The organism is Paraburkholderia sp. J76, from assembly GCF_905220295.1.
Lineage (GTDB): Bacteria > Pseudomonadota > Gammaproteobacteria > Burkholderiales > Burkholderiaceae > Paraburkholderia.
Genome location: NZ_CAJMZJ010000013.1, coordinates 197,573 through 214,218 on the forward strand (window position 1 = coordinate 197,573; position 16,646 = coordinate 214,218).

Annotated in this window: 6 protein-coding genes and 1 pseudogene; 4 read left to right on the forward strand and 3 right to left on the reverse strand. The window is 62.7% G+C overall.

Annotation, left to right across the window (positions count from 1 at the left end; all coding sequences use genetic code 11):
* Positions 1-62 precede the first annotated feature (62 nt).
* Positions 63-959, forward strand: a complete 897-nt coding sequence (locus U5768_RS23920; protein WP_322032865.1) for a LysR family transcriptional regulator — start codon at positions 63-65, stop codon at positions 957-959.
* Positions 960-1,006: 47 nt separating this feature from the next.
* Here U5768_RS23920 and U5768_RS23925 read toward each other — a convergent pair whose 3' ends face one another.
* Positions 1,007-2,266, reverse strand: coding sequence for an aspartate aminotransferase family protein (locus U5768_RS23925; RefSeq protein WP_322032866.1), 1,260 nt, complete (start codon positions 2,264-2,266; stop codon positions 1,007-1,009).
* Between the two features lie 429 nt (positions 2,267-2,695).
* Here U5768_RS23925 and U5768_RS23930 point away from each other — a divergent pair, with 429 nt between their 5' ends.
* The 3 genes and pseudogenes from U5768_RS23930 to U5768_RS23940 all read left to right on the forward strand — a co-directional run.
* Positions 2,696-4,114 (forward strand): amino acid permease, encoded by a 1,419-nt coding sequence (locus U5768_RS23930; protein WP_322032867.1) that lies wholly within the window; start codon positions 2,696-2,698, stop codon positions 4,112-4,114.
* A 136-nt stretch (positions 4,115-4,250) separates the two neighbouring features.
* The gene (locus tag U5768_RS23935) at positions 4,251-4,799 is read left to right on the forward strand and encodes a cupin domain-containing protein (protein ID WP_322032868.1); all 549 of its coding nucleotides are present in this window, start codon (positions 4,251-4,253) and stop codon (positions 4,797-4,799) included.
* An 83-nt stretch (positions 4,800-4,882) separates the two neighbouring features.
* Positions 4,883-5,014: pseudogene (locus U5768_RS23940) on the forward strand (IS110 family transposase); the annotation flags it as partial.
* Positions 5,015-5,289: 275 nt separating this feature from the next.
* Here U5768_RS23940 and U5768_RS23945 read toward each other — a convergent pair.
* Positions 5,290-6,993, reverse strand: a complete 1,704-nt coding sequence (locus U5768_RS23945; protein ID WP_322032869.1) for a ShlB/FhaC/HecB family hemolysin secretion/activation protein — start codon at positions 6,991-6,993, stop codon at positions 5,290-5,292.
* A gap of 87 nt (positions 6,994-7,080) precedes the next feature.
* Positions 7,081-16,623, reverse strand: a complete 9,543-nt coding sequence (locus U5768_RS23950; RefSeq protein WP_415913962.1) for a YDG domain-containing protein — start codon at positions 16,621-16,623, stop codon at positions 7,081-7,083.
* Between the last annotated feature and the right edge of the window lie 23 nt (positions 16,624-16,646).

Here is a 16,646-nt window from a genome sequence, read left to right on the forward strand (position 1 = left end):
CAATTGAAGGTGGCCTCTGCCCCACCTCGAATTTTTTTCGCTGATCGTGTAGCGTGTCGACTATGGACCTCTACACACAAATCCAGATTTTCGTCTGGGCCGTCGATAGCGGGAATTTTTCCGCCGCGGCCCGGGATCACGACCTTGCGCCCTCGACCGTCAGTAAGGCGATCGCGCACCTGGAAAAGCGTCTCAACGTCAGACTTTTTTATCGCGGCCCGCACGCACATACGCTGACCGAGGAGGGGCGATCTTACGAGCACACCGCTCGCGACGTGATCCGCGCGATGGCCGCAGCAGAAACTGTCGGCGAGTCACTTCCACAACAGGTTGCTGGTGTGTTGCGCGTTCACACCATGGCGACCTTTGCAAAGCATCAGATCCTCCATCGCCTGCCCGCCTTTCTTGATCAGTATCCCGAGCTTTCTGTCGAAATTCAGGTGGGCGCGCAGTACGTAGACCTACTTGAAAAAGGCGTCGATATAGCGATCCACAGCGGCGTGTTGCCCGACTCGTCGCACGTGGCTTATCGTCTCGGTGAAGCTGAGTGGATAGTCTGTGCATCACCACGATACCTCGAAATCCACGGCACGCCGCGCGAACCATCCGACCTTCTGAAACACCGCTGTTTCAATTTCGCCTTCGCCAGTCCGTGGAATAGCTGGTCGTTTCGCCACAACGATGAGATAGTTGCCGTACCGGTAAAATGTCGGGCGTCGTTTACTCAGGGTGATCTGTTGCGCGATATCGCACTCGCCGACGAAGGAATCGTGCGGCTTGCCAATTTCCACATCGGTAATGATATCGCCGACGGCTCACTTGTGCCTTTGCTCACTGAATTTCAATTGCCGTTACGCGAGCCTGTGTTTCTTATCCACGCAGACAGAAAACACACGAGCCCACGAATCAAGGCATTTCTCGACTTTTTTCGCGAGAAGCTGTCGGGCGCAGTGTGGTAGGCCACCTACTCACGGTGGCCATCTGCTGCGCAACCCTTTGTGAGCCTCTAGACAGCGAGCGCCTCAGCATACTTCGCAGACCTCATTCGCGCGGCAGCTTTGCTGAAAATCACCTTCATTTCTTCGACCACTTCGGCGGTATGGTCAAACGATACGTAAATTCGGCCGAACGGAGACGGCATCACAAGCAATCCGAGGTCGCGAAGAACGAGGTGCAGTTCAGTCGAAAACACTTTCGACGCAACGCCAAGTGCTTCGCGATACGTCTCGGGTGCCGTGGCACACGGCCAGATTGTAAAGACCGTTCCATATCCACTCGTCGATACAGCAATACCCTGTTCCGCAAACGCCGTCACGATATGCGCCCGCAAGGACTCACCTGCCATCGTTAGCGCCGCATAGTCGGCGGTATCGAGTACTTCGAGGGTGCTGGTCAGCGCGGCGCACGCCATCGGATTGCCAGAGAAGGTCCCGCCCCGCAGTACACGCCCTTGCTCGAAACCTTCAAGAACGTCCGGACGTCCAACGACGGCCGAAACGGGTACTCCGGAGCCGATCGCCTTGCCGACAGTCGCCAGGTCCGGGCGCAGCCCCTCGCGCTGACTGGTCAAGCCGGCATGCAGACGGAAGCCCATCAATACTTCATCTGCGATCAGCAATGCATCATGCTGGCGAGCGACCGCCTCAACATGCTTCAGGTAGCCGGGTGCCGCCATCAAGCAGCCGGCGTTTGCCAGCATTGGTTCCATGATGATCGCCGCGATGTCATCGTGTTCTGCGAAGAGTCGCCCGACATCTTCAAAATCATTGAAACGAAGCAGGGTCACGCGCTCGCTCGACGGGCGCGCACCATCCGCGAAATCGGCATCGGCACCCGCTACGTTTCCGAGCGTAATCTCGTCGAACCAACCGTCAAAGCCTGCAGCCATCTTTGCAATTTTCGTGCGTCCGGTATACGCGCGAGCAGCACGACATGCAAGATGGACCGCTTCGCTGCCCGAGTTGTTGAAAATCACCCTGGTCAAATCGCCGGTGTGCCGCGCGAGTTCGCTTGCCGCAGCATGCTCCCGCACATGCGCCCACGAAGGCGCCGGGGCTTCGTTAAGTGCTTCGACGACGCGTGCAGCGACCCCGTCGTGAGCATGCCCCAGCAAGACTGCACCGAAGCCCAGAGCCGTGTCGATGTAGCGTTTGCCTTTCGTGTCCCAGAGATATGCCCCCTTTCCTCGGGCGACAAATAACGCCTCTCCATTAAGGTCGGGCAGGATACGTGCGGCGCTCGAGACGTCTCCAATAAGGTTTTTCATAGCTACTCCATAGGAAAATGCGAGTCGCCGCCGGGAAATCGCAGCGAGCATATGTTCACCCCCCAATTTATGTACGCGATGCGCACGGATGAAGACGAGTGACATTGCAATCACACAGAGCCTAACGACCGCAATGACCGCTCGCAAGAGCAGAGCGGAAGCCTGGATAGTTTATTGAACACCACGGCGACGCAGGGAAGACCCCTAATTTGCCCGCATTTGGTGCATGCCAAAGGCATTGATATACCGCATCGGACCCGCGAGAGTTCAAGCGGCGGGGCAACCCCCTTCTACCAGATCGATTCTGGTGCACGGCGCCCCTATCCGCCCTCCACAACAGAAAATCGGTGGTCACAATAGTTTCATTAACCAAGCGATGGGGTTTCGCCTTGGAAAACGGTGTAAGACACTCCGGAGCAGTCAACGCACATGAGATCATTGAACGATATGAAAACCACCCCACACAGCGGCGCGGGACAATTAGGGCGCGGCCTGAAATCCCGCCAGGTGACGATGATTTCAATCGGCGGCGTCATCGGCGCTGGCCTGTTCGTCGGCTCGTCTTCTGCAATCGCGCTTGCCGGTCCGGCAGTCATCATCGCGTACGTCGCTGCTGCGCTCATTGTGGTCGTCGTCATGCAGATGCTCGGCGAAATGGCCTGCGCCAGTCCCGAGACCGGCTCATTTTCCTCGTATGCTGACCGGGCACTGGGACGCTGGGCGGGTTTTTCGATAGGCTGGCTGTACTGGTGGTTCTATGTGCTCGTTGTCAGCATCGAAGCCATCGTTGCTGGCAACATCCTCGGCTCGTGGCTCGGCGTGTCAGGATGCGTCACCGCGTTCGGCATCACGCTCGCGTTGATCGCCGCGAACTGCATGAGCGTCAATAATTTCGGCGAACTGGAATATATCCTCTCGATTATCAAGGTCGCGTCTATCGTTCTGTTTATTTTCTTGGGGACGCTCGCCATCCTGGGATTTCTGCCGTTTTCTTCGACCCACGGTTGGTCCAATCTTATGGGAAATGGTGGGTTCTTTCCCAAGGGATATGTTGCTGTGGTGGCCGCGCTGTTAACAGCGATGTTCAGCTTTCAGGGTACGGAAGTGGTCACGATCGCAGCAGCCGAATCGGCGGAGCCGCGTCGCAATATCAAGAAAGCTATCCGCGCAGTTATCTGGCGTCTAGCGCTTTTTTATATCGGATCGATGTTCGTGGTGATCTGCCTCGTTCCCTGGAACGCACCCGGCCTTTCGAAAGGTTCCTACCAGGCTGTCCTGACTGCGATGAACATCCCGGGCGCGCCTCAAATCATGAGCGTCGTGGTTCTGGTGGCCGTCGTGAGCTGCCTGAATTCGGCAATTTACACGGCGTCACGTATGGTCTATTCGCTCTCAACGCGCGGCGACGCGCCGGCTCGGCTGTCGAAGACCAGCAGTCAGGGCGTTCCTCGCTCCGCCATCTATTGCACGGCGATCGTTGCCCTGGCCGCACTCGCAGCAAACTATATGCTGCCCAAAGCGCTGTTCGAGTTTCTGCTTGCGACGAGCGGCGCCATCGCGCTCCTGATGTATCTTGTGATCGCCGTTACACAACTCTTTATGCGCCGTGAGCTGGTCGCGCACGGCAAGCCACTCGAAGTAAAAATGTGGTTCTTCCCCTATCTCACCGTTCTGACGATCATCTTCATTCTTGGTGTCTTTTTGACGATGGCCGTATTCCCGGGATTCCGGGGCGAACTTGCATCCACTGCATTCCTGACGGCGATTCTCGTTGTTACAGGTTTTTATCTCCAAAAGCGGGACAAGACGTCCCACGTTGTCAATGGAGAGCAGGTCAACGCGTTGTGATGATGGCAAGCTTCTCTGGCATGCTGTAGCACTCGTCCACACAGGAGCGCCCATGTAATGGCGCTCCTTCCGATTTAGCGGCTCGTCGTGACAGGCACGTGAAGTAGAATAACCGACTGATACGAGGAGAGTAGGTATGCCCCAACTGGGTCCGCACCTGAAACAATTGCGCAAACGCAGGAAGCTCACGGTGCGGGAACTCGCAACCCGCTCGGGCGTTTCTCACGCGACGATCTCGCTGATCGAGCGGGACAAAACGAGTCCGACCGTCGATACGCTTTCGGCAATGCTGGACGCGCTAGGCACAACGCTGGTGGGATTTTTTGATGGTCTCCAGACCTCGCTGCCTTACTCGCCGTTCTATGCAGAGACAGATCTGGTGGAGATCGGTGATACCGACTCAATTTCGTACCGGATGCTCGGCATGAATCACCCGAACCGTGCAATTCTCATGCTCAAGGAAACCTACAAGCCCGGCGCTGACACTGGCGAAGCATTCTCGCATCGTGCTCAGGAAACCGGCTTCGTTCTCAGTGGAGAAGTAGAGGTGACAGTGGGCAATATGACGAAAGTTCTGCGCCGTGGCGACGGATACTATTTTGACAGCGCTGAGCCACACCGTTTCCGCAATGCAGGCGACTCCGATGCTGAGATCATTAGTGCCGTGACGCCGCCCACCTACTGAACCTGGTTACATAGTCTGCCCCTTGGGACGCGGCGCGATGCATGCTCGCTTTACCGCAGCAAGAGAATTGAAGTTTGTGTTGCATGCGCACGGTTGCCTTCAAGACAGAAGACCAGCAAGCGAAGCTAGGGCTTCATCGTATGCGCTCGCTACTCGTCAAGTTCCGGACGATTTGCAGATAAATCAGCTACGTGGGCTGCTATATGAATTCGGCGTTACGTTTCGCGCTGGGCGCGTAGCTGGACTCGACGAGATCAGACAACGCATGGCAGAACGCGAAGACGCACTGCCACGATCCATCGTTCTCATGGGAATCGGCAGTACAGACCGATCGCTCATGAAGCGCCGGCTGCTCGTGACTCGTGAGCGGGAACGGGTCTACCGGCACGCCAGCCGGTTTGACAGGTGTTCGCTTGCACCGGCCGCTCAGCCGGTGCCCCCACAACGGTCAGAAAATAAAGGCTGAGTTTATCCGTTATCGAATAAGCGCCTAGAAAGATTTGCGCAGCTGAACCCAGCAGTGGACCGACGTATTCGAATTCGCGCTGAGAATTTCCGGAGTACGGCCGAACGGAAATGCCACACTTGCGCTCACCAGCAGCTTGTAGGGGCCGTCCCACTGCACGCCAAAACCTGCGCTGCTCAACTGCCCCGTGTTGGGCCCGGGAACGAACGTATTCTTGTATTGCTGCACCCAGCCGGTATCCACGAACGCGGAGAACTGCCAGATTCCCGACACATTCTGGAAGGTCGAGTCGTGCCGGAATTCGACCGTCGCAAGGTAGCCCCTCGAACCGGACAGCACGCCCACGTCGTAGCCCCGCACGCTATCCGGGCCGCCCAGATAGAACTGCTCGGAGGTATCGAGGTTCTTGCTCGCGTTCTGTCCGGAAAAACCGAAGTAAAGTGCGTCGCTTTTCGTGAGCTGTTGCAGCCGCGAGAAGGACAGCGCGAGCTTGACATAATGGCCCGCCGTGTTGGCACCGAGCTGGTCGATGATGTCGGTCTGCAGGTTGTTCGCGGATTTCACGCCGTAAGTCACCGCCACGCGCCCATTCAGAACGCCGTTCGAATCCAGCTCGTCTCCCGAGAGCGTAGTGGTCACGCCATTCGTATGGCGGTCGTTCTGGAGGCCGATCACGTCGATGTTGTCGTTGAGCCTGCGAAAGTCATACTCGATCTGGCCGAACAGATTGCCGCGCGTATTGCGGATCAGCGGCTGGGCCAGCACAACACCCGCCACGAATGCCGAACCGTGAGCATCGAGGTCCGAGAGGTCGTTGCGCAGGTGATAGTTAAGCGCGGACATCGTAGCCCCGAGCGTCGTGCCCTGGCCGTTGAGCAGATACCGGTAGTCCATGCGCCCGTAGGTCATCCCGGGGCCCGTGGTAAGCGCGCTGAAATCCAGCAGATCGCCCTGGTTGAAAGGCCCGTTGATGGTCAGGTTGCCGCTGCCTCGCACGCGGCCGCTATAGGGGTCGCCGAAGTTATCCACGCCAGCGTCTCCGACGACGCGCTGCTGGGACGCCACGTCGACTAGCAGGTCGGAGGTGCCCACCTGCTGCCCGGGCCGTAACGTTGAACTCACCTCTGCGCCGGGAATGTCCTGCATCAGCAGCAACGTGCGTTCGAGCTGGAACTCGCTGACCGGTTGCCCGGACTGCAGCGCCGCGAGCGTGTTGTTGAGCACGCGATCCGATACCTGGCTCTGGTTGTTCAGCGTGACGGCGCCGTAGCGCGCCTCCGCCACGTCGATGCGCACGACCCCGCTCTCCACCGTTTGCGCGGGCACATAGGCAGTGGCAAGCGGGTAGCCATGCTCGTGATAGACATCGCTGATGGTATCGGCGAGCGCGTTCAGGTCGGCGAGCGTGAGGTTCCTGCCCTCGCTCGACGCGACCACCTGATGCAGCAGTTCGGTGGGCAACTCGGTGTTGCCTGTGATCTCGATCCTGCGGACCGGGAAGGTCTTCGTGTTGTCCGCTGGCGCTTCCTTCGGCTGCTGGATCGTCAGATCGAGGTTCGAGGAAGGCGGCTGCGTCGAAGGCTGCGGCATCTGCTGAAGCAACTGGCCGCTGCCGCTGTTCGGCGTCGCCACGCGCGCCTGTCCGTGCGCGGCCAGCGCCGCCGTGGCAAGCGTGATGGCGAGACCAATTCGTGTTTTGCGCAAACGGTTCGAGCGAATCTCGATCATGGTAGGTATCTTGTCGCGCTGTCACGCGCGCGTTGTTCTGCGTTGTCCTTTCCTTCACGTGGAGGCCTCGGTTCACCCCGGTTCACCTCAGTTCGCGGGCAGGCGGACCCCTCCGTTGAGCACCGTGAGCGCCAGCCCGGGATGGAAGTCCGCGTGCGACACATTGCGCTCGTTGGGATGCTCTGCCTGCTTCTGGTTGCCGGCATAGTTCCCCTGTGCGGTGTCGGGGGCGGTGCCGTACGGCGTCGTCGGGTCGTCGGGCCCGAGCGGCGCCTGGACGTTCGCGAGCGTGCCTACAGGCACCGGAGAAACGGGGGCGATGATGTCGGCGGTCAGGCCCGCCGGCTGCACGAGCACATAGTTGCCCGCATCGGCGCCGCCCGCAGTCATCGCCGTGGTCACCGGCTTGTTGAAGCCCACGGCGGGATCGTGGAAGTAGCCCACGCTGTCGTTGCCGAGCGTCACCGTGTCGCTGCCGAGTACGCCGGAGAGCCGCGCGTTCGAGAGCGCATCGAGCACGGTGCCGTCATAGGCGCGATTGGTCGTCCGCGTGCCCACCACCATGAGCGGCGCGGGCGTGACCGTCACCCAGTCCACACCACCTGCCAGCGTGTAGTTGCTGCCAAGCGCCGCGCCATTGCCGACCAGCGTGTAGCCGCCGAGCCCGCCCGCTGCGAACGCATTCTGCTTGCCGACGTTCTTGGTGGCGAGCGTGCCGGTGCCCGAGAGCGTCAGCGTCTCGCCATTCACGCCCTGGAGCACGCCGTTCGTGCCGAACAGTCCCGCCGCCGCGCCGGTGGTCGCGTCGTACGTGCGGCTGCCCGTGAGGTTAAGGACGGCCGGCGTGATGTCGGCGAACGTGCCCGCCGTCGTATTGAACGTGTAGTTGCCGGCGTCCGCGCCGCTGGCCGTGATGGCTGCCACCGAGATCGGAATACCGTTGCCGGCGTTGGGTGTGGCGAAGCTGGCCGACTGGTCGCTGAAGCTGACGCTGTCGCCGCTCAGGATTCCGTTGCTCGCGAGACCGACCGTAGCCGTGCGTGAGCCGTCGTAGACCTTGTTCGCGCCCGTTGCGGTCACGTTGACCGCGAGCGGCGTGATGGCGACCCAGTCCACGCCGCCTGCGAGCGTGTAGTTGCCGGCGAGCGCGCCGCTGTTACCCGTGAGCGTGTAGCCTGCGAGGCCGTTCGCCTCGAACGGCTGTTGCTGTCCCACGTTCTTCGTGGAGAGCGTGCCCGTGCCGGCAAGCGTGAGCGTCTGACCGGCGACGCCCGTCAACTGGCCGCCGTTGCCGAAAAGGCTTGCTTCGGCCTGGTTCGTGCCGTCGTAGACGCGGGTGCCCGTAAGGTTGAGCACGTACGGGAGAATATCCGCGCTCGCGGTGGCTGTGGTGTTCCACGTGTAGTTGCCGAGGTCGCTGCCCGTGCCCGTGATGCCCGCGACGTTCACCTGGATGCCGTTGCCCACGTTAGGCGACACGAAGTTACCGCTGCCCGTGAAGGTGGCCGTATCACCCGCCACGAGGCCGCTCACGGTCAGGCCGTTGAGCGTCGCCGCTGTGGTCGCGTCATAGATCTTGTTCTGCGCGCTGGCCGTGACAGTCAGCACGCGCGGTGTGATGTTCGCGTTCGTGACAAGCACATTGCTACCGAACGTGTAGTTGCTGATGTCCGAGCCGGTGGCGTAGAGACTCACCGTGATCGGGATGTTCTGGCCGACATTGGCCTGGGTGAAATTAGGCGACTGGTAGTACACCTGCGCGTTGTCGTTCCCCACGAGGCCGTTCACGGTGAAATTGCTGATCGTGGCGGTCGTCGTGCCGTCGTAGACCTTGTTGTCGCCCACGGCCGAGGCCGTCAGCAGCTTCGGCGTGATGTTGACATAGTCGCCTGTGCCGGTGCCCAGCGTGTAGTTACCCTGGGAAGCGCCGTTGTTGCCCGTGAGCGAGAAGCCCGCTAAACCGTTCGCAGCGAACGGCTGCGCGGCGTTCACATTCTTGCCTGCGAGCGTGCCGGTGCCGGAGAGCGTGAGCGTCTCGCCGTTCACGCCCGTGAGCACGCCGTTGTTGCCGAACAGGGTGGCGGCGGCGCCGGTGGTGCCGTCGTACACGCGCTCGCCTTGCAGGATCAGCGTATAGGGCGTGATGTCCGCCGCGGTCGTCGCGGAGGTGTTGAACGAGTAATTGCCCGCATCCGCGCCGGCCGCCGCGATGCCGTTCACCGTGACCGCAATGTTGTTGCCCACGTCCTTCTGGGCGAAGGTCGCGCCGGTGGAGCTGAAGTTCACGGTGTCGCCCGCGAGCACGCCCGTGGGCGTGAGCGTGGCCGCGGCGGCGGTCGTGCCGTCGTAGGTCTTGTTCGCGGCGGTTGCGCCCACCGTGATCCCGAGCGGCGTGACCGTCACCCAGTCCGTGCCGCCCACGAACGTGTAGTTGCTTGCGAGTCCGGTGCCGTTGCCGAGCGTGAGCGTGCCGGGCGTGAACGGCTTCTGGTCGCCCACGTTCTTGTTGTTCAGCACGCCACTGCCCGTGAGCGTGAGCGTTTCGCCATTCACGCCCGTGAGCGTACCGTTCGTGCCGAACAGTGTGGCGTCGGCGCCCGTGGTGCCGTCGTACACGCGCGTGCCGGTGAGATTCAGCACGGCGGCCAGAATGTCGGCCGTGGTCGATGCGGTCGTGTTGATCGTATAGTTGCCTGCATCCGCGCCGCTCTTCGTGATGCCGTCCACCATGACCGTCTTGCCGATGCCCACGTTCGGATCGGAGAAGTTCGCCGTGCCCAGGGCGAAATTCACGGTGTCGCCGGACAGCACACCCGTGCTGGCGACCGACGCCGTGGCGGTCGCATTGCCGTCATACGTCTTGTTCTGCGCGGTCGCGTCCACCGTGATCGCCAGCGGCGTGATCGTGCCAGTGAGGCCGCTGGGTCCCGTGAACGCGTAATTGGCCGCGTCGGTGCCCGAGATCGACATGTTCGCGGTTACCGTCTTGCCGGTGCCCACGTTCTTGTTGTCGAACGTGCCGGTGGTGCCATTATCGAGCGTCACGGAATCGCTCCCTAGCACGCCGGAGAGCGCCGCGCCGCTTAGCGTGGCGTTCGTGTTGGCGTCGTAGACCTTCGTGTCCACCGTGGTGCCGACGACGCTGAGCGGCGCCTGTGTGACCGTCACCCAGTCCTGGCCACCCAGGAGCGTGTAGTTGCTGGCCTGGCCAGTGCTGTCGCCCAGCGCAAGCGTGCCGACCGTGAATGGCTTCTGGCTGCCCACGTTCTTGTCGTTCAGCACGCCTGTGCCGGTCAAGGTCAGCGTCTCGTTGTTGGTGCCGGCAATTGTGCCGCCAGGTGCGAACAGGCTCGCGTTGGCGTTGGTCGTCGCGTCGTAGACACGCTGGCCCTGCAGGTTGATCACGAAGGGCGTGATGTTGGCGCTCGTGGTCGCGGTCGTGTTCTGCAGGACGTAGTTTCCGGCGTCGGCGCCGCTAAGGTTGATGCCTGTCACCGCGATGCCGATGTTAGTGCCGACGTTGGGCGTAGCGAAAAGCGCGGAGGTGTCGCTAATGGTCACGGTGTCGCCGGCCACGACATTGGGGCTGCTCAGGTCGACCGTCGCCGCCCTCGTGCCGTCATAGACCTTGTCGTGACCCGCGGCATCCACTACGACAATGGGCAAGGCGGTAATGCTGGCCGTAAGGCCGGTCGGCTGCACGAGCGTGTAGTTCGAGAAATCCGTACCCGAAACCGTCATGCTCGTGGTCACCGGCTTATCAGTGCCCACGTTCTTGTTGTCGAACTGGCCAATCGTGTCGTTGCCCAATACCACGTTGTCCGAACCGAGCACGCCCACCAGCGTGGCGCCCGTCAACGCGGCATTGGTGTTGCCGTCGTATTGCTTGTCATGCGCGAGCGTGCCCGCAACGGTCAGTTGGGCCGGCGTGACCGTCACCCAGTCCGTGCCGCCCGTCAGCGTGTAGTTGCCGGCCTGGCCGGTGTCGTTGCCGAGTGCGAGCGTGCCGAAGCCGGCGAGCGCCTTCTGGTTGCCCACGTTCTTGTCGTTCAGCGTGCCGGTGCCGGTCAGGGTCAGCGTCTCGCCGTTGACGCCGGCGATCGTACCGCCTGGCGCGAACACGCTCGAGTCCGCGTTGGCGGTCGTATCGTAGACGCGCGTGCCCTGCAGATTGATGATGCGGGCCAGGATGTTGGCGGTGGTATCCGCCGTCGTATTGAGCAGTGTGTAATTGCCGGCATTGGCGCCGGTCGCGGTAATGCCCGTTACCGTCACCGGCAGATTTTGCCCGACGTTGGCCTGGGAGAAACTGGCCGAGTAGTCAAAAGTCAGGTTATCGCCCGCTACCAAGGGCGAGTTGGTGAGATTGACCTGGGCATTCCTGGTGCCGTCGTAGTATTTGTCGATACCCGTGGCCGTGACCGTGATGCCCAGCGGGGTGATGTCGGCCTTGATGCCCGTGGGCTGAATGAGCGTGTAATTGCCCGCGTCCGTGCCCGAGACGGTCATGCTTGTGGAGACGGGCTTGCCCGTTCCCACATTCTTGTCGTTGAACTGGCCAACCGTGTCGCTGCCCAACGTCACCTGGTCAGCACCCAGCACGCCGTTCAAGGTCGAGCCGGACAGCGTGGCGTTGGTGTTGCCGTCATAAACCTTGTTTGCCGCCACCGTATTGAGAACCGTGAGCGTTGCCGGCGTGATTGTCACCCAGTCCACGCCGCCCACGAGCGTGTAATTGCTCGCAAGGCCGCCGTTGCTGCCGTTGCCGAGTGCCAGCGTGCCGAAGTTCGCGAACGGCTGCTGCTTGCCCACGTTTTTGGTGGTCAATACACCGGCGCCGCTCAAGCTCAGCGTCTCGCCATTGACGCCGTCGATCACGCCGTTGCTCGTCAGGAACAGGCTCGCGTCAGCGCCCGTCGTGGCGTCGTAAACACGCTGACCGGTGAGATTGATGATCTTCGCCGTGATCTCGCCGAGCGTGCCGGTAGCCTGAGTCGGCAGGGAGTAGTTCGACAGGTTCGTGCCCAGCGCCGCCGTGTAATCGGACGGCTCGAGCGTCGCGCTGATCCCGACGTTCGTGCCCACATTGGGCGAGTGGTAGCCGCTCGACGCTGTCTGCGTGACCGTCGCGCTCTGGTTGCCGACAAAGCCCGTGATGGAGAAGTCGGACGCGCCGAGCGCCACCGACGTCGTGCCGTCGTACTGCTTGATGGGGTTGCCGGTGATCGTGACCGTGAGCGGCGCCGGCGTGATGTTGGCGAACAGGCCCGAGGGCTGCGACACGGTGTAATTGGCCGCCTGCGCACCGCTCACGGTAAAGCCGTTTGCCGTGACCGCCAGGTTGTTGCCCACGTTGGCCGTGATGAACTGGCCCGTGGCGCCGCCCGAAGAAAGCGTGACGTTGTCGGTACCCAGCACGCCCGAAAGCGTCGCGCCGCTGGTATTGATCGTGGCGTTGGTGGTGGCGTCGTACACCTTGTTGTTCGCCACCGCCCCGTTGATGACGAGCGGCGCGGGCGTGATGTTCGCGGCGAGCCCGGTAACCGGCTGCAGCGTGTAGTTGCCCGCCGCACTGCCCGAGATGCTGAAGCCGTTCGCCGTCACCGTAATGCCGTTACCGACATTGGACTGCGCGAACGTTCCCGAGGTCGTCGTATTGAGCGTGACGTTGCCCGCGTCGGACGGCACGAGACCCGAGAGCGTCGCGTTGCTCACATTGAGCGTGTCGGCAGTCGTCGTGTCGTAGACCTTGCTGGTCGCGAACGCGTTGAGCACATACAGCGGCGCGGGCGTGATCGTGCCAGGGCCCGTGGCCCGGGTGGGCAGCAGGTAGTTGCTGAGCAGCGTGCCGCTGTTGGCCGTGTAGTTGCCCGGCACCAGCGAGCCGGCGATGATGCGCGTGCCCGCGTTCGCCTCGCCGTAGTCGAATTCCGCGGTGGGCGCGATGCTGGCACCCTCGCCGCTCACGAAGCCGTTGATCTGGAAGTTGCTGCTGTCGACGTGCGCGATCGTGGACCCGTTGTAGACCTTGGTGGGGTTGCCGATGATGGTGACGATCAACTGGGCCGGATTGATGGTGCCCATGCCGTAAGCCGCGACCGGAAACGAATAGTTGTTGAGGTTGGTTCCGGCGTTCGGCGTGAGGTCGGACTGCGCGAGGCTCGCCGTCACGGGCTGGGGCCCGGCGTCCTTCGTCGCGTACTGCCCGGTGATGGTGTGGTTGACCGTCGCGCCCTGGCCGGCGACGAAGCCGCTAAATGTGAAACCGTCCGCAGGAATGGTGGCGGTCGTGTTGCCGTCGTAGGTCTTCGTCGGGTTGTCCGTGATCGACGCCGTCAACTCGCCGGGCCCGATCTGCCGCTTTACGATCGTGCCCATGCCCGTCGCGAGGGTCGGCAACGCGTAGTCGGAGAGCAGCGTGTTCGCGCCGGCCTGGTAGTCGCCAGCCGGAATGCTCGCACTCACGTTCCAGTAACCGACGTTGGACGACGCATAGGTGCCCGTTGCCGGGTAGGGATTCAGGGTGATGGACTCGCCGGGGATGGCACCGCTCACCTGGTAATTGCTGGCCCCGAGCGTAGCCGTGTCGTTGCCGTCATAGGTCTTGGTCGGGTTGTTGATGATGGTGACCTGAACCGGCGCGGGCGTGATGACGCCCGTCGTGGTGGAGACGGTGGTCGGGAACGTGTAGTTCGACATCGACGTGCCGGCCGCCGGCACGAAATCGGAAGCCGTGAGCGTCGCGTTGACGGGGATGTCGGTGCCCGCATGGGGCGTCGCATAGCCCCCAGTCACCTGGCCGATGGTGGCGCTTTGCCCGCCCACGAAGCCCGTGATCGTGTAGTTCGACTGATTGAGCTGGACACTGGCGCTGCCGTCGTAGACCTTGGTCGGCGAGCCGAGGAAGCTGATCGTGAGCGGTGCGGGCGTGATGTTGGCGGTGAGCCCGGTGATGCCGGTCACGTTGTAATTGCCCGCCGCCGATCCGGAGAGCGTCATGCCGTTGACCGACACGGTCAGGTTGTTGCCCACGTTCGACTGGCTGAACGTGCCGGCGGCCCCGTTCGTCGAGAGAGAAACGTTGCCGGCATCCGAGGGTACGAGACCCGTAATGGTGGCGTTGGAGAGATTCAGCGGCGCCGCCGTGGTGGCGTCGTACACCTTGTCGCTGGCCGTGACGCCCGTGATCGTCACGGTCCTGGGCGTGATGTTGGCGGCCAGATAGAGCGGCGGCGAGATCTGGTAGTTGCCGGCCTTGGCGCCCGTGAGCGTAAAGCCCGTTGCCGCCACGGCAATGCCGTTGCCCACGTTGGGCGTGGCGAACGTGCCGGCTCCGCCGCTCGAGTCCAGCGAGACCTGCCCGCTGTCCGTGCTGATCACGCCGAACAGCGACGCGCCGCTGGTGTTGAGCGCGGCGGCCCGCGTGCCGTCGTAGACCTTGTTGTTGGCGATGAGGCCAGTGATGTTCAACGGCGCGGGCGTGATGGTGCCGGTGCCGGTCGCCGAGGTCGGCAGCGTGTAGTTCGCGAGGTTCGTGCCGCTGCTCGCGACGAAATTGGTCGACGTGAAGGTCGCGTTGACGGCGATGCCCGTGCCAGCGTTGGGGCTCGCGTACGAAACGGAACTCGCCTGGTTCACGCTCGCGCCCTGCCCCTGCACGAAACCCGTGAAGCTGTAGTTGCTGGCCGCGAGCGACGCCGACGTGGTTCCGTCGTACACCTTGGTCGGGTCGTTGACGATGCTGGCCGTGAGCGGCGCGGGCGTGATGGTGCCGATGCTGGCCGAAGCCTGGCCCTTCGCCTGGTAGCCGTAGGCCGGAATGCCGCCCGCCGTAGTGACCACCACGCCCGCGAACGTCGTAGGCGAGTTCACCGTGATGCCCGTGCCTGCGTTGGAGGTCGCGTAAGTGCCGGTCGCGCTGGCGATGACGTCGCCATTGACGAGCCCCGTCGTCTGCAGATTCGCGCTGGTCAGGTTCGCGGCGGTCGTGCCGTCGTAGACCTTGGTCACGCTGCCAGTCAAGCCTGTGAGCGTGATCGTCGGCGCGAGGCTGTAGAGGAAGCCGTTGCCGGAAGCCGCCGGCGTTGTCCCGTATGGTGCGTTGTACTGAATGTATGAAGGCGTGAGACCGCCGGCAGTGTCGTTCGCCGGATTGGTCGAATAGATCAGCCATGGGGCCGAGGTGCCTGTGCTGACCGCCGAGCTGCCCGCGTTGTTCACGAAGTTGCCGCCTGTGGCCAGCGTCACGCCCGTGCCGCCCGTGATCGACGCGCCCGCACCGATCGTCAGGTTCGCGCCGCGCGCCAGCATGGTCACGCCGCCCGCACCGCTTACGCCTGCGTTCACGTTGATGGCGTTGTACGCATCAAGCGTCAGGCTCGCCGCTGCATTCGTCCAGCTGATGGCCGAGGCGACGGTGATGTCGCCCGCGCCGGGCGACTGCACGCCAGCGCCCGTCGCGCCCGTTGCAGTAGTCTGCTCGACGACGTTCGTGCCGCCGTTCAGCGTGCCCGAAATCGTGCTGGCAGCGTTGGCGTCGATGGTCAGGTCGGTCGGGTCGACGAGCCATGTGCCGGCCCGCCCGAGCGGCGCGGCCGCCGTGATATGCGCATTGGGTGCAAGGTTGAACCGGGCTGCAGAGGTCTCGATGGAGCCACCGTTTCCGCCGTTCGGCGCGCTCGCGTCCAGGGTGCCGCCTACGCTGACCTGCCCGGCCGTCATGCCACCCAGCAGCACGATCTTGCCCTCGTGGTCCTCGACGGTCTGCGCGCGAATCTTGCCCGTGTTGTTCACGGCGCTGGCGAGCAGCGCATCTCTCGCGCCCGCGGTCATGACCACCTGGCCGCCGTCGGCCACCAGCAGTTCGTGGTTCTCGGCCAGGTTGCCGAGCGTGCTCGCATCCACCTGGACGTGGACGAGCCGCGCGCTGTCGAACGTGAGCGTGGCGGCGCTGCCGCCCGCGAGCGCGATGGTGCCGAGCCGTGCGGTGATCACGCCCTGATTGGACACCTTGTTGCCCAGTAGCACGGCATATCCGCCGTCCGCTACCGTGATGGTGCCCTGGTTGACAACGCTGCCCGTGCCGTTCCCGCTAAAGCGCCGGGTACTGCTGCCGAGGGTGTTCGGATCCACGTCGAGCGTAGAGGCCACGATGCCGCCGACATTCACGCGCGCGGCCGGCCCGAACAGCACGCCGTTGGGGTTGATGAGCCATACCTGGCCGTTGGCGTTCAGGTGGCCCATGATGGCGCTCGGCGTACTGCCGAAAATACGGTTGACCGCCAGCGCACTGGCGCCCGGCTGCACGAAATTCACCGTCTGGCCGGCGCCGACATTGAAGCTCTGCCAGCTCAACTGAAGCGTGGGGCTACCCTGCTGGATAGTGGTGACGGCGCCCGCCTGGCTGATGGAGCCGATGCCAGACACGATCTGGCCGCCGCTCGGGGCTCCTGCGGCAAATGCGATACTGCTCCACAACAACGGCGTCCATGCGAGCACGTACGCCGTGACGGTGCGCAGGCAGGCGCACCGGCCAGCGGCGCCCCTGCCCGGACGCCTGCGCGCGAGCTCCGATGCGACAACCCACTGCCTGAGAGAATGATTCCAGCATAAGCGATAGACGTGATTCATGACATCACCCCTCGTCAACGGGC

What these genes read in the sequence shown, in the direction of transcription:
- U5768_RS23920 (WP_322032865.1), top strand. Translation starts at nt 63, where the DNA reads ATGGACCTCTACACACAAATCCAGATTTTCGTCTGGGCCGTCGATAGC.
- U5768_RS23950 (WP_415913962.1), bottom strand. Translation starts at nt 16,623, where the DNA reads ATGAATCACGTCTATCGCTTATGCTGGAATCATTCTCTCAGGCAGTGG.
- U5768_RS23935 (WP_322032868.1), top strand. Translation starts at nt 4,251, where the DNA reads ATGCCCCAACTGGGTCCGCACCTGAAACAATTGCGCAAACGCAGGAAG.
- U5768_RS23925 (WP_322032866.1), bottom strand. Translation starts at nt 2,266, where the DNA reads ATGAAAAACCTTATTGGAGACGTCTCGAGCGCCGCACGTATCCTGCCC.
- U5768_RS23945 (WP_322032869.1), bottom strand. Translation starts at nt 6,993, where the DNA reads ATGATCGAGATTCGCTCGAACCGTTTGCGCAAAACACGAATTGGTCTC.
- U5768_RS23930 (WP_322032867.1), top strand. Translation starts at nt 2,696, where the DNA reads ATGAGATCATTGAACGATATGAAAACCACCCCACACAGCGGCGCGGGA.